Source organism: Mesorhizobium ciceri WSM4083, from assembly GCF_000519305.1.
Lineage (GTDB): Bacteria > Pseudomonadota > Alphaproteobacteria > Rhizobiales > Rhizobiaceae > Mesorhizobium > Mesorhizobium ciceri_B.
In genome coordinates, this window is sequence record NZ_KI912610.1 from 1,307,974 (window position 1) to 1,330,955 (window position 22,982).

At 63.5% G+C, this 22,982-nt stretch carries 23 protein-coding genes; 11 read left to right on the forward strand and 12 right to left on the reverse strand.

Features of this window, described 5'->3' with window-relative positions; all coding sequences use genetic code 11:
• Positions 1 to 8 precede the first annotated feature (8 nt).
• Positions 9 to 845, reverse strand: a complete 837-nt coding sequence (phhA, locus tag MESCI2_RS0132340) for a phenylalanine 4-monooxygenase (protein WP_027040108.1) — start codon at positions 843 to 845, stop codon at positions 9 to 11.
• A 137-nt stretch (positions 846 to 982) separates the two neighbouring features.
• Here phhA and MESCI2_RS0132345 point away from each other — a divergent pair, with 137 nt between their 5' ends.
• Positions 983 to 1,459 carry an Lrp/AsnC family transcriptional regulator gene (locus MESCI2_RS0132345; RefSeq protein WP_027040109.1) on the forward strand — a complete coding sequence of 159 codons (477 nt, stop codon included), beginning with the start codon at positions 983 to 985 and terminating at the stop codon, positions 1,457 to 1,459.
• A 116-nt stretch (positions 1,460 to 1,575) separates the two neighbouring features.
• A complete protein-coding gene (gene bchE, locus MESCI2_RS0132350) occupies positions 1,576 to 3,144 on the forward strand; it encodes a magnesium-protoporphyrin IX monomethyl ester anaerobic oxidative cyclase (RefSeq protein WP_027040110.1) in 1,569 nt (522 codons plus the stop codon).
• Positions 3,145 to 3,152: 8 nt separating this feature from the next.
• On the opposite strand, the gene argB is transcribed toward bchE, so the two are convergent.
• Together argB and MESCI2_RS0132360 are read right to left on the reverse strand one after the other, a co-directional pair.
• Positions 3,153 to 4,046 carry an acetylglutamate kinase gene (gene argB / locus MESCI2_RS0132355; protein WP_013528489.1) on the reverse strand — a complete coding sequence of 298 codons (894 nt, stop codon included), beginning with the start codon at positions 4,044 to 4,046 and terminating at the stop codon, positions 3,153 to 3,155.
• A 162-nt stretch (positions 4,047 to 4,208) separates the two neighbouring features.
• Positions 4,209 to 5,705 carry an amidase gene (locus tag MESCI2_RS0132360; RefSeq protein ID WP_027040111.1) on the reverse strand — a complete coding sequence of 499 codons (1,497 nt, stop codon included), beginning with the start codon at positions 5,703 to 5,705 and terminating at the stop codon, positions 4,209 to 4,211.
• Positions 5,706 to 5,854: 149 nt separating this feature from the next.
• On the opposite strand from MESCI2_RS0132360, the gene MESCI2_RS0132365 reads away from it, so the two are divergent.
• The 4 genes from MESCI2_RS0132365 (at position 5,855) to msrB (ending at position 8,616) form a co-directional block, all read left to right on the forward strand.
• Positions 5,855 to 6,394, forward strand: coding sequence for a sigma-70 family RNA polymerase sigma factor (locus MESCI2_RS0132365; protein ID WP_013528490.1), 540 nt, complete (start codon positions 5,855 to 5,857; stop codon positions 6,392 to 6,394).
• Complete coding sequence (locus MESCI2_RS0132370) at positions 6,391 to 7,119, forward strand: anti-sigma factor (protein WP_027040112.1); 729 nt, start codon at positions 6,391 to 6,393, stop codon at positions 7,117 to 7,119. Before MESCI2_RS0132365 ends, MESCI2_RS0132370 begins: the two co-directional genes overlap by 4 nt.
• A gap of 223 nt (positions 7,120 to 7,342) precedes the next feature.
• Positions 7,343 to 7,900 carry a fasciclin domain-containing protein gene (locus MESCI2_RS0132375; protein ID WP_027040113.1) on the forward strand — a complete coding sequence of 186 codons (558 nt, stop codon included), beginning with the start codon at positions 7,343 to 7,345 and terminating at the stop codon, positions 7,898 to 7,900.
• A gap of 212 nt (positions 7,901 to 8,112) precedes the next feature.
• Positions 8,113 to 8,616, forward strand: coding sequence for a peptide-methionine (R)-S-oxide reductase MsrB (gene msrB / locus MESCI2_RS0132380; protein ID WP_027040114.1), 504 nt, complete (start codon positions 8,113 to 8,115; stop codon positions 8,614 to 8,616).
• A gap of 199 nt (positions 8,617 to 8,815) precedes the next feature.
• Here the strand turns inward: msrB and MESCI2_RS0132385 are convergent, their stop codons facing one another.
• The gene (locus MESCI2_RS0132385) at positions 8,816 to 10,411 is read right to left on the reverse strand and encodes a DHA2 family efflux MFS transporter permease subunit (protein ID WP_027040115.1); all 1,596 of its coding nucleotides are present in this window, start codon (positions 10,409 to 10,411) and stop codon (positions 8,816 to 8,818) included.
• A gap of 22 nt (positions 10,412 to 10,433) precedes the next feature.
• A complete protein-coding gene (locus MESCI2_RS0132390; protein WP_027040116.1) occupies positions 10,434 to 11,630 on the reverse strand; it encodes an HlyD family secretion protein in 1,197 nt (398 codons plus the stop codon).
• Positions 11,631 to 11,762: 132 nt separating this feature from the next.
• Here MESCI2_RS0132390 and MESCI2_RS0132395 point away from each other — a divergent pair, with 132 nt between their 5' ends.
• Complete coding sequence (locus MESCI2_RS0132395) at positions 11,763 to 12,497, forward strand: TetR/AcrR family transcriptional regulator (protein ID WP_027040117.1); 735 nt, start codon at positions 11,763 to 11,765, stop codon at positions 12,495 to 12,497.
• Positions 12,498 to 12,525: 28 nt separating this feature from the next.
• On the opposite strand, the gene yihA is transcribed toward MESCI2_RS0132395, so the two are convergent.
• The 3 genes from yihA to MESCI2_RS0132410 form a co-directional block, all read right to left on the reverse strand.
• A complete protein-coding gene (gene yihA, locus MESCI2_RS0132400; RefSeq protein WP_024502094.1) occupies positions 12,526 to 13,185 on the reverse strand; it encodes a ribosome biogenesis GTP-binding protein YihA/YsxC in 660 nt (219 codons plus the stop codon).
• Positions 13,182 to 13,820 carry a CatB-related O-acetyltransferase gene (locus tag MESCI2_RS0132405; protein ID WP_027040119.1) on the reverse strand — a complete coding sequence of 213 codons (639 nt, stop codon included), beginning with the start codon at positions 13,818 to 13,820 and terminating at the stop codon, positions 13,182 to 13,184. Before MESCI2_RS0132405 ends, yihA begins: the two co-directional genes overlap by 4 nt.
• Positions 13,821 to 13,944: 124 nt before the next feature.
• Positions 13,945 to 14,259 carry a hypothetical protein gene (locus MESCI2_RS0132410; RefSeq protein ID WP_027040120.1) on the reverse strand — a complete coding sequence of 105 codons (315 nt, stop codon included), beginning with the start codon at positions 14,257 to 14,259 and terminating at the stop codon, positions 13,945 to 13,947.
• A 178-nt stretch (positions 14,260 to 14,437) separates the two neighbouring features.
• On the opposite strand from MESCI2_RS0132410, the gene MESCI2_RS0132415 reads away from it, so the two are divergent.
• From MESCI2_RS0132415 to MESCI2_RS0132425, 3 genes are read left to right on the forward strand one after another with little or no spacing between them, the layout of a single operon-like run.
• A complete protein-coding gene (locus MESCI2_RS0132415) occupies positions 14,438 to 14,902 on the forward strand; it encodes a MarR family winged helix-turn-helix transcriptional regulator (RefSeq protein ID WP_027040121.1) in 465 nt (154 codons plus the stop codon).
• Positions 14,895 to 16,187, forward strand: a complete 1,293-nt coding sequence (locus MESCI2_RS0132420; RefSeq protein WP_027040122.1) for an HlyD family secretion protein — start codon at positions 14,895 to 14,897, stop codon at positions 16,185 to 16,187. Before MESCI2_RS0132415 ends, MESCI2_RS0132420 begins: the two co-directional genes overlap by 8 nt.
• On the forward strand, positions 16,184 to 17,725 hold the full coding sequence (locus MESCI2_RS0132425) for a DHA2 family efflux MFS transporter permease subunit (protein ID WP_027040123.1): 1,542 nt from the start codon (positions 16,184 to 16,186) through the stop codon (positions 17,723 to 17,725). The genes MESCI2_RS0132420 and MESCI2_RS0132425 overlap by 4 nt, the downstream gene beginning before the upstream one ends.
• 161 nt (positions 17,726 to 17,886) lie before the next feature.
• Here MESCI2_RS0132425 and MESCI2_RS0132430 read toward each other — a convergent pair whose 3' ends face one another.
• The 4 genes from MESCI2_RS0132430 to rpmH all read right to left on the reverse strand — a co-directional run bounded on the left by MESCI2_RS0132430 (position 17,887) and on the right by rpmH (position 20,956).
• Complete coding sequence (locus MESCI2_RS0132430; RefSeq protein ID WP_027040124.1) at positions 17,887 to 18,447, reverse strand: fasciclin domain-containing protein; 561 nt, start codon at positions 18,445 to 18,447, stop codon at positions 17,887 to 17,889.
• Between the two features lie 178 nt (positions 18,448 to 18,625).
• Positions 18,626 to 20,437, reverse strand: a complete 1,812-nt coding sequence (gene yidC, locus MESCI2_RS0132435) for a membrane protein insertase YidC (protein ID WP_027040125.1) — start codon at positions 20,435 to 20,437, stop codon at positions 18,626 to 18,628.
• A 14-nt stretch (positions 20,438 to 20,451) separates the two neighbouring features.
• Positions 20,452 to 20,805 (reverse strand): ribonuclease P protein component, encoded by a 354-nt coding sequence (rnpA, locus tag MESCI2_RS0132440; protein ID WP_027040126.1) that lies wholly within the window; start codon positions 20,803 to 20,805, stop codon positions 20,452 to 20,454.
• A 16-nt stretch (positions 20,806 to 20,821) separates the two neighbouring features.
• Positions 20,822 to 20,956, reverse strand: a complete 135-nt coding sequence (gene rpmH, locus MESCI2_RS1000000137710; protein WP_008833937.1) for a 50S ribosomal protein L34 — start codon at positions 20,954 to 20,956, stop codon at positions 20,822 to 20,824.
• Positions 20,957 to 21,234: 278 nt separating this feature from the next.
• Here rpmH and MESCI2_RS0132450 point away from each other — a divergent pair, with 278 nt between their 5' ends.
• Positions 21,235 to 22,737, forward strand: coding sequence for a sensor histidine kinase (locus MESCI2_RS0132450; protein WP_027040127.1), 1,503 nt, complete (start codon positions 21,235 to 21,237; stop codon positions 22,735 to 22,737).
• Positions 22,738 to 22,982: the final 245 nt, after the last annotated feature.

The window sequence follows — 22,982 nt, forward strand, 5'->3', positions numbered from 1 at the left end:
ACTGCTGCCTAGAGCGTCGCCGGGTCGAGGGCCGGCTGGTCCTTGCGTCGGCCGACGATCGCCGCGAAATCAGCGGTCTGGAAGGCATCGCGCAAGGCGCCGAAGGACGGCAGCACGAAATAGGCGCGCTGGAACTTGTCGATCTCGTAGCCGGTGCGCATCACCGTTTCCAGGTCGAAGGGCACGTGGTGGGCGTCTTTGCCTTCGACCGCGAACTGCAGTTCGGTAAACGACGACATCAGGCCGGCGCCAAAGGCCTTTAGCGGCTGGCCGGCCTCCTGCATCAGGCCGTATTCGGCCGTGTACCAATAGAGCCTGGAAATCATCTCGTCGCCGCCCAGCGCGATGATGTCGCCAGCCTTCTCGCCATACATCTGCATGAAGTCGGCGAACACCGGTTGCGACAGCGCCGGCACGTGGCCGAAGAAATCATGGAACATGTCGGGCTCGACAATGTAGTCGAGCTCCTGCCTGGTCCGCAGCCAGTTGGTGACCGGGAAGCGGCGATCGGCGAGATGATCGAAAAACGGGGCCGCGGGAATGAGCCCCGGCACCGCGACGATCTGCCAACCAGTCAGTTCGCGCAGCTTGGCGCTGACCTCGTCGAAATCGGGAATACGGTCGAGCAGGCCGAGTTTTTCGACGCCGTCGAGATAGGAATGGTGGGCGAGCTTGCGCGTCAGCTTGGTCTGGCGGTCGCACAGCGTGCGCCAGACCGCCTGCTCTTCTTCGCTGTAATCGTAACCCTGCGACACGGTGAAATCGGCACGGCAGACCGAGTAGTCGCCGCGCAATCCTTGCGCCGCGCAGTCGCGGGCATATTCGGCAACGCTCATCGTCGTCATGGTTTCTCCTCGCAAATCATCAATGGCTGACGTGCCGAAAGGCTACCCGGATTTGCCGAGGCAAATCGGTTTTGATGATGGCTCGAACGGAGTATTCGAGATAACATCCACTCACGAAACTCTCTAATGGAGTGAAAATGCCTCAGTTCGACGATTTCGAGATCAAGATGCTCGATGTCCTGCAGCGCGACGGGCGCAAGCCGGTTTCCGAGCTGGCGCAAGAGATCGGCCTGTCGACGACGCCGTGCGCGCGGCGCTTCGAGGCGCTGCAGGAGGCCGGCATCATCAAGGGATTTGCCGCGGTGATCAGCCGCCGCGCGGTCGGGCTGATGGTCGAGGTGTTCATCCAGGTGCGCCTCGTCAGCCATAGCGACGGCTCGCCCGAAAGCTTCATCGCCGCCGTGCAGCGCATGGACGAGGTGTCCTCGTGCTGGACGATGACCGGCGACCATGACTTTCTGCTGCATGTCATGGTGCCGTCGGTCGACGAGCTCAACGCTTTCGTCATGCACCGGCTGATGCGGCTCGACGGCGTGCGCGACGTCCACACGCAGTTGGTGCTGCAGAACATCAAGGGGCCGGGCCATGTGCCGCTCGGGCATCTCAGGCGATGACAATGTCTCCCTTCGCACTCCTTGGGGAAAAGCTGCACGCAAACTGCTGAAACGGGCCAAGCGCGCGTCGATATCGCCGGCCAGCTTGCGCGGACCAACTGCCCAGGAGGTCCGCCATGAAAATCGTCCTGATCAATCCGCCGCACACGGCCATCGGCAGCCGGGTGCCCGACGATCATTTGCCGCCGCTCGGCCTGCTGGCGATCGGCGGACCGCTGATCGATGCCGGCCATGAGGTGCGGCTCGTCGACGCCGAATTCGGGCCGATGCCGCTCGATGACGTCGTGCGCAACGCACTTGAGGACCACCCCGACTTCGTCCTGATCGGCCATTCCGGCTCGACCTCGGCGCACCCGACCGCCTTGCTGATCGCACGCATGATCAAGGAGCGGGAGCCGGCGACCATCATCATCTATGGCGGCGTTTTCCCGACCTATCATTGGCGCGACATCCTGGCCGCCACCGATGCCTTCGACTTCATCGTGCGCGGCGAAGGCGAGGCGACCGTCGTGGCGCTGGTCGAGGCGCTGGAAATGCACCAGCCACCGGCGAGCGTGGCCGGCATCGCCTATCGCGACGATCTCGGCCGCCCCTTCGCCACACAGGCGGCCATGACCATTGCCGACCTCGACGCCTACCGCGTCGGCTGGGAGCTGATTGAGCACTCGCGGTACAGTTACTGGGGCGGCAAGCGGGCCGTGGTCATGCAGTTTTCGCGCGGCTGTCCGCATCTGTGCAACTATTGCGGCCAGCGCGGCTTCTGGACCCGCTGGCGGCATCGCGATCCGGTGAAATTCGCCAGGGAGATCGCCTGGCTGCATCGCGAGCACGGCGTCGAGCTGATCAATCTCGCCGACGAGAATCCGACGGTTTCGAAGAAAGCCTGGCGGTCCTTCCTCGACGCCCTGATCGCCGAGAACGTGCCGGTGCTGATCGTCGGTTCGACCCGCGCCGACGACATCGTGCGCGATGCCGACATCCTGCATCTCTACCGCAAGGCGGGTGTCATTCGCTGGCTGCTCGGCATGGAAAACACCGACGAGCAGACGCTTCAATTGATCCGCAAGGGCGGCAGCACCTCATCCGACCGCGAGGCAATCAAACTGCTGCGCCTCAACGGCATCCTGTCGATGGCGACCTGGGTCGCCGGCTTCGAGGATGAAGGCTTTCGCGACCTGTGGCGCGGCTTTCGCCAGCTCATCGCCTATGACCCGGACCAGATCCAGGCGCTTTACGTGACGCCGCATCGCTGGACGCCGTTCTTCCGCATCGCCCGGGATCGCAAGGTGATCCAGCAGGACGCGCGCCTGTGGGACTACAAGCACCAGGTGCTGCAGATGACGCGTCTGAAACCCTGGATGCTGTTCTTCAGCGTCAAACTGATCGAGCTCGCAGTGCAATCGCGGCCGAAGGCGCTGGCCCGCATCCTGTTCCACAGGGATCCCGAGCAGCGCCATTCGATGCGCTGGTACACACAGATGGGCCGCCGCGTCTGGTTCCGCGAGGTCTGGGGTTTTCTGGTCCGCGACATCAGGGTGAAAGACGGCCCGACGCTGGCCGAATTCTGGGGCGCGCCGCAGGACGCCGAGGAGGAATCGATGACGGTTTCACGGCCGGCCAGAAAGCCCGCCATTCCCACCATCGGCAATATTGAAGATTCCGAGGCGAAGAAGTTAGCCGGCTGATGAGCCCCTCAGGGTACGATCAGCGTGCCGGCGCCGTGCTCGGTGAACAGTTCCAGCAGCACCGCATGCGGCGTCTTGCCGTTGAGGATGACGACGCCTTCGACGCCGCGCTCGATCGCTTCGATGCAGGTCTCGACCTTGGGGATCATGCCGCCCGAGACCGTGCCGTCCTTGATCAGCGCCTTGGCCTCGGCCACGGTCAGTTCGTCGATCAGCTTCTTGTTCTTGTCGAGCACACCAGGCACATCGGTGAGGAACAGCAGCCGTGTCGCCTGGCAGGCGCCGGCAATGGCGCCGGCGAAAGTGTCGGCGTTGATGTTGTAGGTGTGGCCGTCGCGGCCCGGCGCCACCGGCGCCAGCACCGGGATCATTTCGGAGCGCGCCAGAAGGTCGAGCAGCGTGCGGTCGACTTCGACCGGCTCGCCGACGAAGCCGAGATCGAGCACGCGCTCGATGTTGGAGTCCGGATCGATCATGGTCTTGCGGGCCTTTTCGGCAAACACCATGTTGCCGTCCTTGCCGCACAGGCCGATCGCCCATTCGCCCTCGGCGTTGATCAGCGCCACTATCTCCTTGTTGATCGAACCGGCCAGCACCATTTCAACGATCTCGACCGTCTTCTGGTCGGTGACGCGCAGGCCGCCCTCGAACTTGGATTCGATGCCCATCTTGGCCAGCATGGCGCCGATCTGCGGGCCACCGCCATGGACGACGATCGGGTTGACGCCGGACTGCTTGAGGAGCGCGATGTCGCGCGCGAAGGCCTTGCCGAGCTCGATGTCGCCCATGGCGTGGCCGCCATATTTCACCACGACCGTCTTGTGCTCGTAGCGCTGCATGTAGGGCAGCGCCCGCGACAACAGGGCTGCCTGCATTTCGGCGGTGGCGGTTATTTCCGTCATCGGCTTGGTTCCCGGGTTTTTATTCTAAGCATGTCGTTGTCCCAAAACCGCTAAGCACTTTTGGGCGACATGCATCGGGTAAGGACGGCGGCGTCTTAGCGGGAATTGGCGCCGCCCGCAAATGGCTTTGCTGTCATATTCGAGCGCTTCACGACCTCGTCATCATGTCGGCACCATTAGCGGCGCCCTGCGGCCCAGCCAACCCGAGATCTTCTCCATCTGCGCGGCGAGCGACAAAAGTGTCTCCTCGTCGCCCGGACGGCCTGCCGCCTGGATGCCTATCGGCAGGCCGGCGTCGGTGACATGGACCGGCAGGGCGATCGACGGCTGGCCGCTGACATTCTGGATCGCCGGCCAAGGGGTGAACCAGAGACTCTTGTCCATCAGCTGGCCGAAGAACGGCTTCAACTTCAGCAAAGGCGTCAGGTGAAGCTTGTCGAGCAGGTTCTCGATAAGGTCGTCGGCGCCTTTCGGATCCATGGCGCCGCAGGCGAGCGGCGGGTGGGCAATGACCGGCATCAGCACGGCGTCATACCGCGCAGTCTCCGAAATCAGGCGTCGCGAGGCGGCATGCAGCCGCTGCAGGTCGGCATAGGTCTCGCCCGCCGACACCAGTTCGCCGAAGCGGGCGAGCACGCGCGTCGCCCGCTCGATGTCACCGGTAACGGAACGGCCGACGCGCAGCGCTTCGGCCCGCATGGTGCCGGCGACGGCGGAGGCAACCGTCCTGCAGAAATCGGCGAAGAAATCGCGACCGATAAAGGGCAGATCGATCTCCTCGACCGTATGGCCGCCCTCGCGGGCAAGCGCCACCGCCGTGTCGAGCGCCTTGAGCGTCTCGTCCGAGATCGGCAGGCCAAGCGGGGATTTGCGGTACACAGCCAGCTTGAGCTTGCCGGGATCGCGCGCGGCAGCGGCCGCGAACGTGCCTTTCGGCGGCGGCGCGGCATAGGGCGACAAAAGATCGGGACCGTGGGTGAGGTCGAGCAGCAGCGCGCAATCGCGCACCGAACGGGTGAGCGCATGGTCGACCACCATGCCGTACCAGCTTTCACTCACCAAGGGCGTCAGCGGGGTGCGACCGCGCGACGTCTTCAGGCCGACAAGCCCGGTGCAGGCGGCAGGCACGCGGATCGAGCCGCCGCCATCGGAGGCATGCGCCACCGGCACGACGCCGGCGGCGACCAGTGCAGCCGCACCACCCGACGAGCCGCCGCTGGTGTGACCGGTGTTCCACGGATTGCGGGTGATGCCGAAGGCCCTGGATTCGGTCATCAATCGAAGCCCGTGCTCCGGCGATGTCGAGGTGACGATCGGGATAAGTCCGGCAGCGAGATAGCGGTCGGTCAGCACCGAATTGACATCGGCCAGCCATGCCGGAATGCGGCTGCCGCCATGCGTCGGCACGCCCTTGATGGCGATGCCGAGATCCTTGATGGCGAAGGGAACGCCGGCCAGCGGCAGCGAGCGGTCGACGGTCTTCGCACGGGCGCGGGCGGCATCGTAGAGCGGCTCGGCCGTGGCATTGATGTCGGGACGGGTGGCCTCGGCGCGGGCGATCGCGGCGTCGGTCAGCTCGACGGCCGAAACCTCACCCTTGCGGACCAGATCGGCGAGGCCGGTCGCGTCTTGCGCCCACAGTGTATGTTCAACCGACATGCGCGCCCCCATCACCGCCAGCAAGCTAGCCAGTGGCGACTTCATTGGCAATCGAGGGGTCGATCCGGGTTGGCGACACGCAAGGCTTGGGGGTGCACAAGGTTATTTCCGCCGTTGCAAATACATTGCAATCGCCTAACTTGCCGCAGATGACGCCGCAGGACATCACCAAGCTGATCGTCCGGACTTCGATGAAGGACCGGGCCGCGTTCGATCTGCTCTACCGGCAGACCAGCGCGAAACTTTTCGGCGTCTGCCTTCGTGTATTGAACGACCGGGGAGATGCGGAAGAAGCGCTACAGGAAGTCTTCGTCAAGATATGGACGAAGGCGGATCGTTTTGCCGTCTCCGATCTAAGCCCGATCTCCTGGCTGGTGGCGATAGCGCGCAACCATGCGATCGATCGCATCAGAGCGCGGCGCAAACCTGCCGCCGATATCGATGCCGCGCTCGACGTGGCCGATCCGGCGCCGGGGCCTGAAGCGATGGCGGTGGCGGGCGACGAATCCGAACGTATCCACCATTGTCTCGATGAGTTGGAGAAGGACCGGGCAGCCGCCGTCCGGGGCGCCTATCTCAAGGGCGAGAGCTATGCCGAACTGGCGGAACGCCATGGCGTGCCGCTGAACACAATGCGTACATGGCTGCGCCGCAGCCTGTTGAAACTCAGAGAATGTCTGGAAAGATGACGCTGGCAGAAGACACAGGACCGGAACGTGGAGGCGACGACCTACTCGCCGCCGAATACGTTCTCGGCGTGCTCGATGCCGACGAACGCCAGATCGTCTCCCGCCGCATCGATGCGGATACGGTTTTCGCCCGTCTTGTCGAGGGATGGGAGGTCAGTCTCTCACCGCTTGCCGCCGCCTATCGGGAAGTCGAGCCGCCGGTTTCGGTGAAGACCGCGGTCGACCGCCGCCTGTTCGCGAACGTTGCCGGGGTGACCACGCCCGCCGAATCGCGCGGCGGCCTTTGGTCCAGCCTGGCCTTCTGGCGCGGCTTTGCCGCAGCCGCGGTTGCGGCACTGGCGATCTACATCGCCGTGCCCGTCTTCAACCCGCCGGTCGAGCAGCCGCAGGCGCGCCTCGTCGCTTCGCTGGCCGCCGAAGGCAGCGACGTCAGATATCTTGCCGTCTACGACGCCGCGCATCACGAAGTCGGCCTGTCGCATGTCTCCGGTGAGCGCGCTTCCGGCAAGGATTTCGAGCTGTGGATGATCGAGGGCAAGAACCCGCCGGTCTCGATGGGCGTCATTCCGGCCGGTGCCACGGCGCACATCGTCGTCTCGCCGGCGGCCCAGCAGAAGCTTGCCCAGGGCGCGGTGCTTGCCGTCAGCCTCGAGCCGTCAGGCGGTTCGCCGACCGGACAGCCAACCGGACCGGTGGTCGCCGCCGGCGACCTGAAGAGCATTTGACCGGCTCCGCGCGCCTGAAAAATCACAACAGACTATCATAAGTCTATCCCTCACTGAACATGCCCATAGACAGCATGTCGGCCGCGACCGGTTGCTTGGGAAAATCCCTCTGCGCCAAAGATAAAATCAAAAATCACAATATTCCTGAAACTCGGGCGAGTTTGTTCCGTATCTCCTCGCGTCCCCAAAAATGGGAAGAGAAAAACCCGAGGAGTTTGACATCATGCGTAGATACGCCACCCTTTTGCTCGCCGGTACGATCGCCGTTTCGGCTCTTGCCACCGCCGCCTATGCCGAAAACCCGATGGTTGGCGGCGCCGCGATGTATGCCAACAAAAACATCGTCGAGAACGCCGTGAACTCGAAGGATCACACGACGCTGGTCGCCGCCGTGAAGGCCGCCGGCCTTGTCGAAACCCTGCAGGGCGCCGGTCCGTTCACCGTGTTCGCGCCGACCAACGAAGCCTTCGCAGCCCTTCCGGCCGGCACGGTCGAGACGCTGCTCAAGCCCGAAAACAAGGACAAGCTCACCAAGATCCTGACCTGCCATGTCATCGGCGCCAAGGCGATGGGGGCGGATGTCGCCGCGATGGCCAAGGCTGACGGCGGCGCCCACAAGGTCAAGACGGTAGGCGGCTGCGAGCTGTCGCTCAAGGCCGACGGCGGCAAGGTCACGGTCACCGACGAGAACGGCAATGTCGCCAATGTGACGATCGCCGATGTCGAACAGTCCAATGGCGTCATCCACGTCATCGACAAGGTTCTTTTGCCGAAGATGTAACAAGGGGTTCGCTGCCGGCGAACTGACGGCAAGGGCCCTCCGTCGATTGCATGATCCCGCTCCCGTGATCGGCAATTGACCCGTGCACTCCGCGCCGCCCACATTCGGATGTGGGAGGGCGCGGAGTGTTCGTTCGAGGGGGCTACCGTCACCGGCTTTTGATTTCCGCGCGGCGGTATAGTTTGGCAAAAGAACATCAGGAGGAATTGGTCATGAACCGTCGCGACTTTCTTTTGAGCGGTGCAGCCGCCATCGGCGTGATCGGGGCTGCGGCAACGATGCTGCGCATGGGCGATCCGCAGGCAGCACAGGCCGCCGAGAAATTCGAAGTCACCAAGACCGACGCCGAGTGGAAAGCCATCCTGTCGCCTGCCGCCTTCGACGTGCTGCGCAAGGAAGGCACGGAGTATCCCGGCACCAGCCCGCTGCTCAACGAACACCGCAAGGGCGTTTTCGCCTGTGCCGGCTGCGACCTGCCGGTCTATTCGTCGGAGACGAAATTCGATTCCGGCACCGGCTGGCCGAGCTTCTGGCAGGAGATCCCCAAGGCTATCGGCACGACCGTGGACCGCTCGCTCGGCATGACGCGCACCGAGGCGCATTGCCGCCGCTGCGGCGGCCATCTCGGCCATGTCTTCGACGACGGTCCGGCGCCGACCGGTCTGCGCCACTGCATCAACGGTGTCGCGCTGACCTTCAAGCCCGCCACAGCCTGACAAATTCCAACTGGATATGAAAAACTCCGGGCTTGCGGCCCGGAGTTTTTTGCGCGGTCAGAGCTTTTTCGGGCGTGGACTGGAGGAGCTTCCCGAAACAGCTGCCCACGTATCTCTGTCTTGTCGCAATTCCTAAGGGAAAGCGCTGCGCGCTTTTCCCGGGAAAACCGCCTTACACTTTCCTGGAATTGCTCCGGTATCAGTGGCCGCCGCCGCCACCTCCGCCCGCCGCGGCCGGCTTGCGGATCAGCATGGTGAACATGCCAAGCGTCGCAAACAGCACCGTCAGCATGAAGAACACATCCATGAAGGACAGCAGCGCCGCCTGCTGCTGCACCATGCCCGACAGCTTGGAAATCGCAGCACTTGTCGCGTCGAGGCCGGGGGTCTGCTCGAAATTGAGCGTCATGTTCTGCAGCTTGGTCTGCGCGGCTTCACTGCCCCATTGCACATGTTCGGAGAGCCTTGCGTAGTGGAAAGCATTGCGGTCGATCAGCACAGTGTTGATCAGGGCGAGGCCAACCGCACCGCCAAGGTTGCGGGTGAGGTTGAACAGGCCGGACGCATTCTTCAGCCGCTCGGGCGGCAGCGTGCCGAGCGCGATGTTGTTGATTGGCACCATGCACAGCATCATCGAACAGCCGCGCAGGATCTGCGGGATGAGCAGCTCATAGAAATCCCAGTCGGCGGTCAGATGCGTCATCCACCAGGTGCCGGTGGCGAAGCCGAAGAAGCCGACCATCATCATCAGGCGCGGGTCCATCTTGTTCGACAGGATGCCCGAGATCGGCGCGGTGACGAACATCGCCAGGCCGCTGACGAACAGCGCCTCGCCGATCATCATCGAATCGTAGCCCCGGATGCGCCCGAGGAACACCGGATAGAGATAGGTCAGGCCGTAGAGGCCGATGCCGATGACGAAGGAGAACAGCGAGCCGAAGGCGAAGTTGATGTTGGTGAACGCCTTCAGATCGACGATCGGCTCCTCGGCGGTGAACACGCGCCAGAAGAACAGCACCGCGCCGATGGTCATGACAATCGCGCAGATGAAGACGCCCTGGTCCTGCAGCCAGTCATTGTTGGGGCCTTCCTCGAGCACATATTCCATGCAGCCCAGGAACGCCGCCATACCGGCGAGGCCCCACCAGTCGAACTTGCTGAACAGCTTGAGGTTGGGCTTGTCGAAGTCGATCAGCGTCCAGGCCGCCGCTGTCACCAGGATGCCGGGCACGACATTGACCAGGAACAGCCAATGCCAGGACATGGCATGGCTGATGTAGCCGCCGACAGTCGGGCCGATGGTCGGCGCCAACGTCGCCACCAGGCCGATCATCGGCGAGACGAAGGCGCGGCGCGAGGGCGGGAAGATGGTGAAGGCAGCGGCGAAGACGCTCGGTATCATGCCGCCGCCGATGAAGCCCTGGACGGCGCGGTAGACGATCATCTGGTCGATGTTGGTGGCGGTCGCCGCCAGCGCACTGGCCGCGGTGAAGCCTGCCGCCGAGATGGTGAACAGCACGCGTGTCGACAGCATCCGGCTGAGGAAGCCCGACAGCGGGATCATCACCACTTCGGCGATCAGATAGGCGGTCTGCACCCACGGGATTTCGTCGGAGCTGGCGCTCAGGCCGGCCTGGATCTCGGACAGCGAGGCGGAGACGATCTGGATGTCGAGGATGGCCATGAACATGCCGAACACCATCGCCAGGAAGGCGATGACGCGCCGCGTCGAGATGGTGTCAGGCACAGCCGGCCTCGCCGGCGGTGCTCCTGCTGTCAGGGTTGCGGTTGCCATGGCATTGCTCCCTGGCGGCCGCTCAGTTCGCGGCCACTGAGCCCGGCCCGGATGGGGCGGTGCGGCTGTCGACGGCGACGATGACGCTCAGGCCGGCGCGCAGCTTGCCGCTCTTCAGGACATCTGCCGGCACATCGATGCGGACCGGAACGCGCTGCACGACCTTGGTGAAGTTGCCGGTGGCGTTTTCGGGCGGCAGCAGCGAGAACACGGCACCCGAAGCCGGCGCCAGCGACGAGACGGTTCCCTCGAAGTCCTGGCCGTCGGTCGCATCGACCGAGATCTTGACCTTCTCGCCGGGAACCAGCCGGGCAAGCTGCGTCTCCTTGAAGTTGGCGACGATGTAGAGCTTGTCCATCGGCACGATGACGGCGAGCTTCTGGCCGGGGCTGACAAGGTCGCCCTGTTCGACCGAGCGGTTGCCGACGATGCCGTCATAAGGCGCCTTGAGCACGGTGAAGGAAAGATCGCGCAGCGCCTTGTCATGGCTGAGCTGCAAGGACGCCAGCGTGCTCGCCGATTCCGCGCGTTGCGCCTGCAGCACGCCGATATTGGCCTGCGCGGCGGCGATCTGTGCGTCGGCGCCGACAAGGGCGGCATCGGCCTGCTGGACCGCCGTTTGGGCGTCGTCCAGCTGCGCCTGCGTGCCGACATGGGTCTTGAGCAGCTGCAAGGCGCGCGCCGCGACCTTGGCTGCATTGTCGGCTGCGGCCTGGTCGGCGACCTTCTGCGCCTGCGCCTGCTGCAGCGAGGCGCGGGCCGCGTCGGTCTGGGCGTCGATACGGTCGAGCGTCTTGCTCAAGGTGGCGATCTGCGCCTCGGCCTGGGCGACGGCAATCTTGTAATCGCCGTCATCGACGACGAGCAGCGGATCGCCGGCCTTGACCAGCTGGTTCTCGCTGACCTTGACCTGATCGACATAGCCGGAGATCTTGGGCGATATGAACGCCATGTCCGCCTGGACATAGGCATCGTCCGTCGAGATCATGAAGCGGCCCGTTGTCCAGTAGTCGTAACCATACCAGGCGCCGGCGCCCAGCAAAGCGGCGCCGATGACCGGCAGCAGGAAGGAACGCACCGAACGCTTCTTCTTGGCCGGAGCCTCTGCCGGTGGCGACGAGACAGGCTGGACAGGCACTTCCGGGGCTTCCGTCGCCGGCGCAACCTTGGCGTTGGGAAAGGGACGGACTTCGGCAGTGGTCGGCGCGTTCGAGGACATGACATCTCTCTAAAGTTATAATATGATACTGAACCGTTCGGTTCGATCCGGCCGTTGACATAGCGCGTAAAGAGGACCATATCAAGGGCAATCGAACCGCTTGGTTCGAATTATTTTCGAGGTGTGACTTTCATGGCCGAGACCCCGCCCAATGTCGAAAACGAGTCGTGCGACGACCTGTTGGAAAGCTTGCGCCGTGGCCGCCCGGCCGCGGGGCAGGATCCGGTCAAGCGCAGCCAGATCATCGACGGTGCCCGTCGTGTCTTCATCGACAAGGGCTTCGAAGCCGCCTCGATGAACGACATCACCCGCGAGGCCGGTGTCTCCAAGGGTACGATCTACGTCTACTTTGCCAACAAGGAAGAGCTGTTCGAAGCGCTGATCGAGGAAGAGCGCGGCACCATCTTCAAGAACATGTATGACGTGCTGGACAACGCCGACAACCTGCGCGAAACGCTGGTGAAGTTCGGCAAGGTGCTGGCCCTCAAGATCACGTCGGCCAAGGTCATCCAGGCGCAGCGCACGGTGATCGGGGCATCCGACCGGATACCCGACATGGGCGCGCGTTTTTACGAGCGTGGCCCCAAGCGTGGCCACGACAAGGTCGCGGCCTTTCTCAATGCCGCCATCGAGCGCGACCTGCTGCGCATCGACGATGTCGATCTTGCCGCCTATCAGTTCACCGAACTGTGCCTGGCCGGTCTGTTCCGCCAGTGCATCTTCGCCTACCGCACCAAAGCCCCGACCCAGGACGAGATCGACCGCATCGTCAGGTCAGGCGTCAGCATGTTCCTGAAGGCATACGGCACCGAAAGGCTTGTGGCGGAAGAGGGCCATCAGACGATTGCTATCGAGGCCAAGCCCTAGCTAGACCATGCTCCAAAGCGTGGATGCTTTAGCCGCCATTGGCGGCAAGCACGATGGCTGCCTGCAATTCCTGAAGGCCCTCGGCCTTTTCAGAAGAGGTGGCCAGCACGAACGGGAACGCCGCCGGCCGCTTCTTGATCTTTGCCAGCGTCTCCTCGATCAGCCTCGGCACGCCGGCAGTCTTGATCTTGTCGGTCTTGGTCAGCACGATCTGGTAGGACACCGCCGCCTTGTCGAGCAGCGACAGCACTTCGTCGTCCTTGGCCTTGATGCCGTGGCGGGCGTCGATCAGCACATAGACACGCTTCAGCGTGACGCGGCCCTTGAGATAGTCGAAGACCAGCTTGGTCCACTCGTCGACCTTTTCCTTCGGCGCGGTGGCATAGCCGTAGCCGGGCATGTCGACCAGCGCCAAGGGCGGCAGGTCGGCGCCCTCACCCGAAAATCCGTCCGGCACGAAATAGTTGAGCTCCTGCGTGCGCCCCGGCGTGTTGGAGGTGCGCGCCAGCCCCTTCTGGTTGACCAGCGCATTGATCAGCGACGACTTGCCGACATTCGAGCGGCCGGCAAAGGCGATTTCCGGCGGCCCTTCCGGCGGCAGGAACTTCATGGCCGGCACGCCGCGGATGAAGATCCACCCTCGCGTAAACAGTTCGGTGCCGATTATGCTGCTGTTCAAAGCGTTCAAGCTGCTGCCTCCAGAAGAGAGATATCGGCACCCCGGATAGCATCGAGGTTGCGGCTGACCTTGTCCACCGGCCAGTCCCACCACGCCACCGCCAGCAGCCGCCTGATTGTCCGGTCGTCGAAACGCATCTTCACCACCTTGGCCGCGTTGCCGGCGACGATCGCATAGGGCGGCACGTCGTGCGTCACCACCGATTTCGCTGCGATGATGGCGCCGTGGCCGATTTCCACCCCGGGCAGGACCACCGCCTCCATGCCGATCCAGACGTCGTTGCCGACGATTGTGTCGCCGCGCACTTCCCTGGACCAGGTCGTCGGGTCAAAACCCTTTTCCCAGCCATGGCCGAAAATATTGAACGGATAGGTCGAAAAGCCGGACATGGCGTGGTTGGCGCCGTTCATGACGAAGCGCGCCCCCTCGGCGATGGCGCAGAACCTGCCGATGATCAGCTTGTCGCCGATGAACGGATAATGATGCAGGACGCATTTTTCGGCGAATTTGTCGGGGCCGTCCGGATCGTCATAGTAGGTGAAGTCGCCGATCTCGATGTTCGGCGCATTCACCAGTCCCTTGAGGAAGCCGACGCGGGTATGCATCGGGATCGGATGCTTGATGTCTGGGTTGGGTCCGTCCATGTCGAAATCCGTCAGAGAAATGGCCGCCAGGCGCATCCGAAACTCGAATGCGCCCGTTCAAAATAGCGTGATCCGCCCTATAGCACCAATCGGGCGACGAGCGAGCTTTCCTTGACGGGCTTGCTCATTTGCTGCCGCGGCAAATCACGATCGGATCGGACAGCGCACTGTCGAAACCGCTGCCCTGATAGACGGTGACATTCGCAGCACCGGGCGGCAGCATGAAGGTTCCTTCGACGATTTTCTGGTCACCGGCGGACGTGTGCAGAGCCCAGCTATAGGTGCAAAACTGAGGCGGCGCCTGGGGTTCGACGTGGCTGCAGTTCAATTGCGCGCCACCCAGCATCGCGGCGCCGCCGCAGCTGACGGCATCCTTAGCGAGCGCTATTCCGGGCCATCCGGCAATGGCCGCCACGGTCGCGATCTTCAGCCAATTCATCGTCGTATCCTCGCCCGGCAACGGCCTGCTACCTGAGCCTTTTTGTGGGTCGCAGCCCATGCGTCATTTTTTCCAGGCGGGCTTAGTCCGTCTTGCGCACCGCGTCCAGCGGGATTATGTGCATGATGATAATAAGCATGCTCACTAAAAGTCGCGCCGAAAAACTCCAGTGCCTCCCATGCCATCGTCACCCAACATCAGCTTCGTGCTGCACGATGTCGCGCGCCTGCTTCGAAAGCGGTTCGAGCAGAGGTCGCGGGCATCGGGGCTGACCCGCGCCCAGTGGCAGGTGCTGGCCTATCTCAGCCTGCATGAAGGCATCCACCAGAACAAACTGGCCGACCTGATCGAGATCACGCCGATCACGCTCGCCCGGCTGCTCGACAAGATGGAAGCACGTGGCTTCATCGAGCGCCGGCCCAATCCCGCCGACCGCCGGGCATGGCTGCTCTACCTGAAGCCGCAAGCCCATCCGCTTATCGAAATCATGCGCAGCAATGGGCAGAAGACGCGTGACGAGGCCTTTGTCGGCCTTTCCGCGGATGCGCAACTGCATCTGCTGCAAACCCTATCCCTCATCAAATCCAATCTGCTCGCGGCTTGCGCCCAGCCTGCCGCCGACCGGGAGAAAACACATGGCTGAATCAACCTCACCAAAGAAGCCTGTCGAAGAAGACGTATCCGCCGCCGACCGGGCGCGCGACCAGGTCATCCGACTGGACAGCGAACGCGAGCAAAGGCGAGCCGGCACCGTCATCGACAATGACGAGCTCGAAGCACCGGTCGCCCTGGAGCCGGCGGCGCTCGAGGCTCCGTCCAAGGAGCCACGCCAGGCCGGGGTTGCGGTGGCGCCCCCGGCGCCGGTCAAGCCCAAGCGTGGCCGGGCACGGCCGATCCTGTTTGCCCTGCTTCCGGTCGCGCTGGTCGTCGGCGGCTATTACTACGTCATCGGCGGCCAGGTCATGACGACCGACAATGCCTACATCCAGGCGCAGTCGCTCGGCGTTTCCACCGATGTCTCCGGCACTGTGTCCGAGATCGACGTGCACGAGAACGAGGCGGTGAAGAAGGACCAGGTGCTTTTCCGGCTGCGGCCGGCCTCTTTCCAAACCGCTCTTGCCGCCGCCCAGGCGCAGCTCGGCACGGTACGCAACCAGGTGCTGACCCTGCAGGCGAGCTACCAGCAGTCGCAGGCGCTGATCGAGCAGGCGCAGGCCGACATCCCCTATTACGAGGCCGCTTTCCAGCGCCAGCAGGATCTGCTCAAGACCTCCACCTCCTCCAAGGCGACCTTCGACAGCGCCCAGCACGACCTCGTCGCCGCCCGCCAGAAAGTGTCCGTTGCCCAAGCGCAGGCACAGGCGACGCTTGCCCAGCTTGGCGGCGACGCGAGCCAGCCGGTGGAGAAGAATCCGTTCTACCTTCAGGCGCAATCGGCGGTCGACGACGCCCAGCGCAACCTTGCCGATTCCATCGTCAAGGCGCCGTTCGACGGCATCGTCACCAATGTCGACGCGCTTCAGGTCGGCAAGTACCTGCCGGCTTCGCAGCCGGCTTTCAGCCTGATTTCGGCGACCGATCTATGGATCGCGGCGGAGCCGAAGGAAACCGAACTGACCTATGTGCGGCCGGGACAGACGGCGACGATCAGCGTCGACAGCTACCCCGGTGCCGTCTGGCACGGCACGGTCGCCTCGATCAGCCCGGCGTCGTCGTCGAGCTTCTCCTTGCTTCCGGCGCAGAACACCACCGGCAACTGGGTCAAGGTCGTGCAACGCATTCCGATGCGCGTGACGTTGGACGATCTCCAGGGCAAGCCGCCGTTGCGTGGCGGGATGAGCGTCGTGGTCGGCATCGATACCGGCCATGCGCGCGGCCTGCCGGACTTCGTGACGGACCTCCTCGGCCGGTTCGGACAAAAGTCATGACCGGCGCGTCCGCGACAGGTGGCGTGGTCGCCAATCGCGGCGCCATCACCGCCTGCGTGATCCTGGCCGTGATCATGCAGGCGCTGGACACGACCATCGCCAATGTGGCGCTCCCCTATATCCAGGGCAGCGTTTCGGCGAGCGCCGACCAGATAAACTGGGTGCTGACGTCCTACATCGTGGCTGCGGCCGTCATGACGCCGCCTTCGGGCTACCTCGCCAATCGTTTCGGCCGCAAGCGCATCCTTTTGATATCCATCACCGGCTTCGTCGTCGCATCGGTGCTGTGCGGCTTCGCGCAGTCGCTGCCGCAGATCGTCGGCTTCCGCCTGCTGCAAGGCCTGTTCGGCGCAGCCCTGGTGCCGCTGGCGCAGAGCATCCTGCTTGACATTTACAGCGTCGAGGAGCGCGGCTCGGCGATGGCGCTGTTCGGCGTTTCGGTGATGGTCGGGCCGGTGCTCGGGCCGGTCATCGGCGGCTGGCTGACCGAGAATGTCAGCTGGCGCTGGGTATTCTACATCAATGTCCCGATCGGCGCCCTGGCTTTCGCCGGCGTGTCGATGTTCGTCCAGGAAACCAAGACGGACCTCAAGGCGAGGCTGGACTGGCTGGGCTTCGGCATGCTCAGCATAACCATCGCCGCGCTGCAGATGTTCCTCGATCGCGGCGAGCAGCTCAACTGGTTCTCGTCGTCCGAGATCATCGTCGAGGCGCTGATCTGCGCGTCGGCCTTCTACATCTTCCTCGTCCACACCTTCACCGCCAAAAACACCTTCGTGAACCCGAGGCTTTTCCTCGACCGCAACTTCGCCGTCGGCATGATCTTCATCTTCATCATCGGCATCACCTATCTGGCCTCGCTGGCCCTGATGACGCCCTATCTGCAGACGCTGATGGGCTATCCGGTGGTGACGGCCGGCATCGTCATGGGGCCGCGCGGTCTCGGCACCATGGCTTGCATGTTCCTGGTCGGCAGGCTGATCGGCAAGGTGGACACGCGCTGGCTGCTGTTGACCGGCCTGCTGGTCACCGCCTGGGCGATGTACGACATGACCGGCTGGACCCCTGATGTGTCGCAATGGACGATCATCAGCACCGGCTTCATCCAGGGCGCGGGCCTGGGCTTCCTGTTCGTGCCGCTGACCACCATCACCTTCGCCACGCTGGCGCCGGAGCGGCGCGCGGAAGGCACAGGCCTTTACAATCTGTCGCGGAACATCGGCTCCAGCGTCGGCATATCGGTGGTCACCGCGCTGTTGACGGAGAACGTGCAGATCAACCACGCCAACATCGCCACCTATGTGACGCCCTACAACCAGGCGTTCGGCAATCCGGCGATCTTCCAGGCGATGAACCCATACAGCGCCGCCGGGCGTGCCGCGCTCGACGGCGTGGTGACGCTGCAGGCGACGATCATAAGCTATATGAACGACTTCAAGCTGATGATGATCCTGTCGCTTGCCGCCATTCCGCTGGTTCTGTTGCTGCGCAAGCCGGCGACTCCGGCCAAGATCGACCACAGCGCCGTGATGGAGTGACGGGCGACGCGCCAAAAAGAAACCGGGGCCCTGTGAGGGACTACAGGACCCCGGCCGATACGGCTTCCCAAGAAACGTGGCACCTCGTCATGAGGCGGGAATGGCAGGCCCGAGAAAGCCCCAACGGACCTGCCTTGATCCCCTTTGCCGGAAGCCGCTCGTTACTTCGGCAACAGCACCTTGTTGACGACATGGATGACGCCGTTTGACTGGTTGACGTCGGCGATCGTCACTCGCGCCTCGCCGCCTGACTCATCCATGATGTAGAGCTTGCCCTTCTTGACTTCGGCGGTCAGCGTGTCACCGGAGACGGTCTTCATCTCGTACTTGCCGCCCATCGCCTTGGCCTTCTTCATCATTTCGGCGCCCGAAATCTTGCCGGCCACGACATGCGCGGTCAGCACCTTGGTGAGCTTGCCCTTGTTCTCCGGCTTCAGCAGCGTGTCGACGGTGCCCTTGGGCAGTTTCGCAAACGCTGCGTTGGTCGGGGCGAAGACTGTGAACGGGCCAGCGCCCTGCAGCGTGTCGACCAGGCCGGCGGCCTTGACCGCGGCGACCAGCGTCGTGTGGTCCTTCGAATTGACGGCGTTCTCGACGATGTTCTTGGTGGTGTACATCGGCGCGCCGCCGACATTCGGGTTTTTGGCATAGGCGGGCGCGGCAATCGCCGCGCCGGCGACGAGCGCGGAAAAGGCGATGGTCCTGAATGACGGCAAGCGCATATGGTCTTCCTCCGGGTGAGGGCTGATCGGAATTGATAGCCTTTGGAAACGCACAGGCAGTCACGCCGCCGGCCGGGCGCAAGTTTCGCCGATCACGGGAACGTGATGCCGTAGCTGCTTGAACGAAAAAGCCCCGCGCGAGGCGGGGCTTTGAAGACTGGAGAAAGCGCTGCGCCTTCTATTCGGCCGGTGATGGTTTCTTTCGGAACAGCGCGATCAGATTGTCCCAGAGCTCGATCTTGGCGCCCTGGCGCTTCATGATGATGCCCTGCTGGAGGATCGACAGCGTGTTGTTCCAGGCCCAGTAGATGACCAGGCCGGCCGGGAAACCCGCCATCATGAAGGTGAAGATGACAGGCATCCAGGTGAAGATCGCAGCCTGCGTCGGATCCGGCGGCGTCGGGTTCATGCGCATCTGCAGGAACATGGTGACGCCCATGATCAGCGGCCAGACGCCGATCATCAGCATGTGCGGCAGGGTGACCGGGATCAGGCCGAACAGGTTGAACAGCGACGTCGGATCGGGCGCGGCCAGATCCTGGATCCAGCCGAAGAACGGCGCGTGCCGCATCTCGATGGTGATGTAGAGCACCTTGTAGAGCGAGAAGAAGACCGGGATCTGCAGCGCCACCGGCCAGCAGCCGGCAAGCGGGTTGATCTTCTCGGTCTTGTACAGCTCCATCATCGCCTGCTGCTGCTTCATCTTGTCGTCCGCGTATTTCTCGCGGATCTCGAGCATTTTCGGCTGCACCTTCTTCATGTTCGCCATCGACGCGTAGGATTTGTTGGCGAGCGGGTAGAAGATGGCCTTGACGATGACGGTGGTGGCGAGGATCGCCAGGCCGAAATTGCCGAAGAATTTGTACAGCGTGTCGATCAGCCAGAACATCGGCTTGGTGATGAAGTGGAACCAGCCCCAGTCGATCAAAAGGTCGAACCGCTTGATATGACGATCTTCCGCATAGGCGTTGATCTTGCCGACTTCCTTGGCGCCGGCGAAGATTTCGCTCTCAACCGTCGCCGACTGACCGGCATCGACGGTGATCGGATCGGTGAGGAAATCGGACTGGTAGCGATGGCGGCCGTCCTCGAAATAGGCGTAGCGCGGCTGGAACGGCTGCTTCTCGGTCGGCACCAGCGTCACCGCCCAGTATTTGTCGGTGATGCCGAGCCAGCCGTCGGTCGACTTGCCCGGCGTGAACTGCTTGTCCTTCTCGATGGACGCGTATTTGTGCTCCTGCAGGCCTTCCGTGCCGGTGAAGCCGATCAGGCCCTCATGCAGCACATAGGTGCTGGCGACGAGCGGCTTGTCGAAGCGGGTGACGCGGCCGTAATTGGACAGCGACACAGCGGCCGTGCCCGCATTCTGCACCGTGTCGGACACCGTGAACATGTAGTTGGTGTCGACGGAAAAGGTGCGCTTGAAGGTCAGGCCCTTGTCGTTCGAATAGGTCAGCGTGACCGGGGTCGTCGGCGTCAGCGTCGCATTGCCGTCGACGGCCCACACAGTCTCGGGACCGGGCACCGCGCCGGTCTTGTCGTTGCCGACGAAGCCGATCTCGGCATAGTAGCCATTGGGCAGTGCCGCCGGGTTGAGCAGGCTGATCTCGGGCGAGTTCTTGTCGACCGTCTCGGTGTAGTGCTTGAGCTTGAGGTCGTCGAGACGGGCGCCGGTCAGGTTGATCGAACCCTCGAGGCTCGGCGTGTCGATCCTGGCGCGCGTGGTGGTGGCGAGCGCCTGTTCGCGGCCGGCCGGCGTCACGACGTCTGTTCCCGGTGCGTTGGGAACGGCGCCAGGGGCGGCGGGCGTTCCGGTGTCGGTACCGGGATTGGTGCCGGCGGCCTTCTTCTGCTCCTCGACGCGCTGCTGTTCGACGCGGGCCGCTTCGCGCTGGGCTTCGCTGCGCGGCAACACGTAAAAATATTGCCATACCGCCAGGATCAGCACCGACAGCGCGATGGTGATGAAGAAGTTCCGGTTGTTTTCCATCGAAAGCCCTTGGCCTATCGTGTTCCGCGCAGTCGGCGGGAGAGTTCGGCCTTCAACTGGCCGAACGGAGTGGTAAGCACGTCTTCGCGCCCGACGATGACATAGTCATTGCCAGGCGCCATGTCACTTGCCGCATGCGTACGGACGGCTTCTCGCAGCCGCCGCCGGACGCGGTTGCGGACAACCGCATTGCCGACCTTCTTGGTGACGGTGTAGCCGACGCGCGGCGACAGGCCGTCGCCGCGGTCGAGAACTTCAACGAGAAAAAGCCGCCCGCGTCGCTTTTCACCACGACGGACGGCCAGGAATTCCGCGCGCTTCAGAAGCCGCTTGGGATTTGGTCCCACTGGCTTGCCGGTTGCGGGCAACGATCTCGTCTTCCGTTCAGGCGCTGAGCCGCTTGCGGCCGCGGTTGCGGCGAGCTGCGACGACGCCGCGACCACCCTTGGTGGCCATGCGGGCACGAAAGCCGTGCCGACGTTTGCGGACGAGTTTAGACGGTTGGTAGGTACGCTTCATTTGTTTTAATACCGCGGGGTGCGGCCCTTCTTGATTCTGTCACTGTGTAACAGGAGCTTTGCCGGGCCGGCTTTGGCGCGATCGAAACCGCGCCGGGACGAATGGCCCGAGCGTGTGCGGGCTTATAGAAAGAAGGCTTTTGGAAGTCAATCCGGAGTCGTCGGGCGCAATCCGGCTCCGTTCAGGCCGGTTTATGTTTGCGACCAAGGATGAAATTGGCAAAAAAGCCGTAATCGCCTAATCTGCGTTGATCAAGTGATCGTGAAGACATTAGCCGCATGAGCGAAACCATACAGGCACAGGAAGGGATCGGCACGGCGGGGGCCACCGAGGCGCCAGCCGCCGTGCGCACGGTGCCGCTGTCGCGCGGCCTGTCGACCAAGCTGCTGCTGCTGACCATCGTCTTCGTGCTGTTGGCCGAAGTGCTGATCTTCCTGCCCTGGATCGCCAGCTATCGGCTGAACTGGCTGAAGGAGCGGCTGAGCACGGCGGCGGCGGTGTCGATCGTGCTGGTGCAAGGTGAATCCACCTCGCTGTCGCGCACGGCCCAGAACGACGTGCTGATGGCGATCGGCGCCAAGGCGATCGCGGTGCGCGACGGCGGCGTCTCGCGGCTGCTGGTGGTGGCCGAAATGCCGCCGAAGGTCGACGAGCACATCGATATCGCCTCGATCGGCATGATCAAGGGCATGACCGGTGCGCTCGACACGCTGTTTTTCGGCGGCGACCGGATGCTGCGCGTCTTCGGTCCGGTCGGCGACTCGGACAAGGAGTTCGAACTGATCATGCCGGACAACAGCCTGCGCAATGCGATGCTGCGCTATTCGCGCAACGTCGCCTTCGTCTCGCTGCTGATCTCGCTGTTCACCGCCATGCTGGTCTATGCCGCCATCGACCTGATCATGATCGGGCCGATCCGGACGATGACGCGCTCGATGCTGTCCTTCTCCGAGGCGCCCGACGATCCCGGACGCATCATCCATCCGGCTGCCCGCGCCGACGAGATCGGCGTTGCCGAGCGCGAGTTGTCGCAGATGCAGGAGCGGCTGCAAAAAATGCTTTCCGAGCAGAAGCATCTTGCCGACCTCGGCCTTGCCGTCTCCAAGATCAACCATGACATGCGCAACATCCTGGCCTCGGCGCAGTTGATGTCCGACCGTCTGCGCCAGGTCAAGGACCCGACCGTGCAGGCCTTCGCGCCGAAACTGCTGCGCGCGCTCGACCGCGCCGTGTCCTATTCCGAAGGCGTGCTCCACTACGGCCGCACCCAGGAGCCGCCGCCGGCGCGCCGACGCTTGAGGCTGCGGCAGTTGGTCGAGGACGTGCACGGCCTGCTCGACATCGAGCAAGGCATCGAGTTCGTCAATTCGGTCGAGCCGGCATTCGAGATCGACGCCGATTCCGACCAGCTGTTCCGCGTGCTCACCAATCTGTGCCGGAATTCCGTGCAGGCGATGGCGGCAGACAGCGAAAGCGCCCTGGTGCGCCGCCTGGCGGTGTCGGCCGTGCGCCTGGGCAGCGTCAGCCGCATTGCCGTCAGCGACACCGGACCCGGCCTGCCGCCCAAGGCGCGCGAAAATCTGTTCGCGGCCTTTCGTGGCTCGGCCCGCAGCGGCGGCACCGGCCTTGGCCTGGCGATCGCGCACGAACTGATCCGCGCGCATGGCGGCACCGTGGAGCTGGTCGAGAGCATTGGCGGGCGCACCACATTCGCCGTCACCATCCCCGACCAGCCGGTCCGGCTCGATCAGGCGCGCAATGGCCTGCGCCGCCCCGCCTGACGGTTTAGAGCGCTGGGTCGCCCGGCCCTCTTGTCTTCTGGCCCGATGCTTCTTCCAATGAGCAGGAACCGGCTCAACTTCGGACCGTTGCCATCTGCCGGAATCCCAGCCTTCATCACCAACCAAGGCACTTGTGACAAAACTTTTGCCGGATCGGCTTGCTTTTCCGAAATTCAGTCGCTAGGGAACACGTCTCGTCGCGACCGGTCGTTTACAATCGGATTGCGGGGTCATGGAAAGCATGG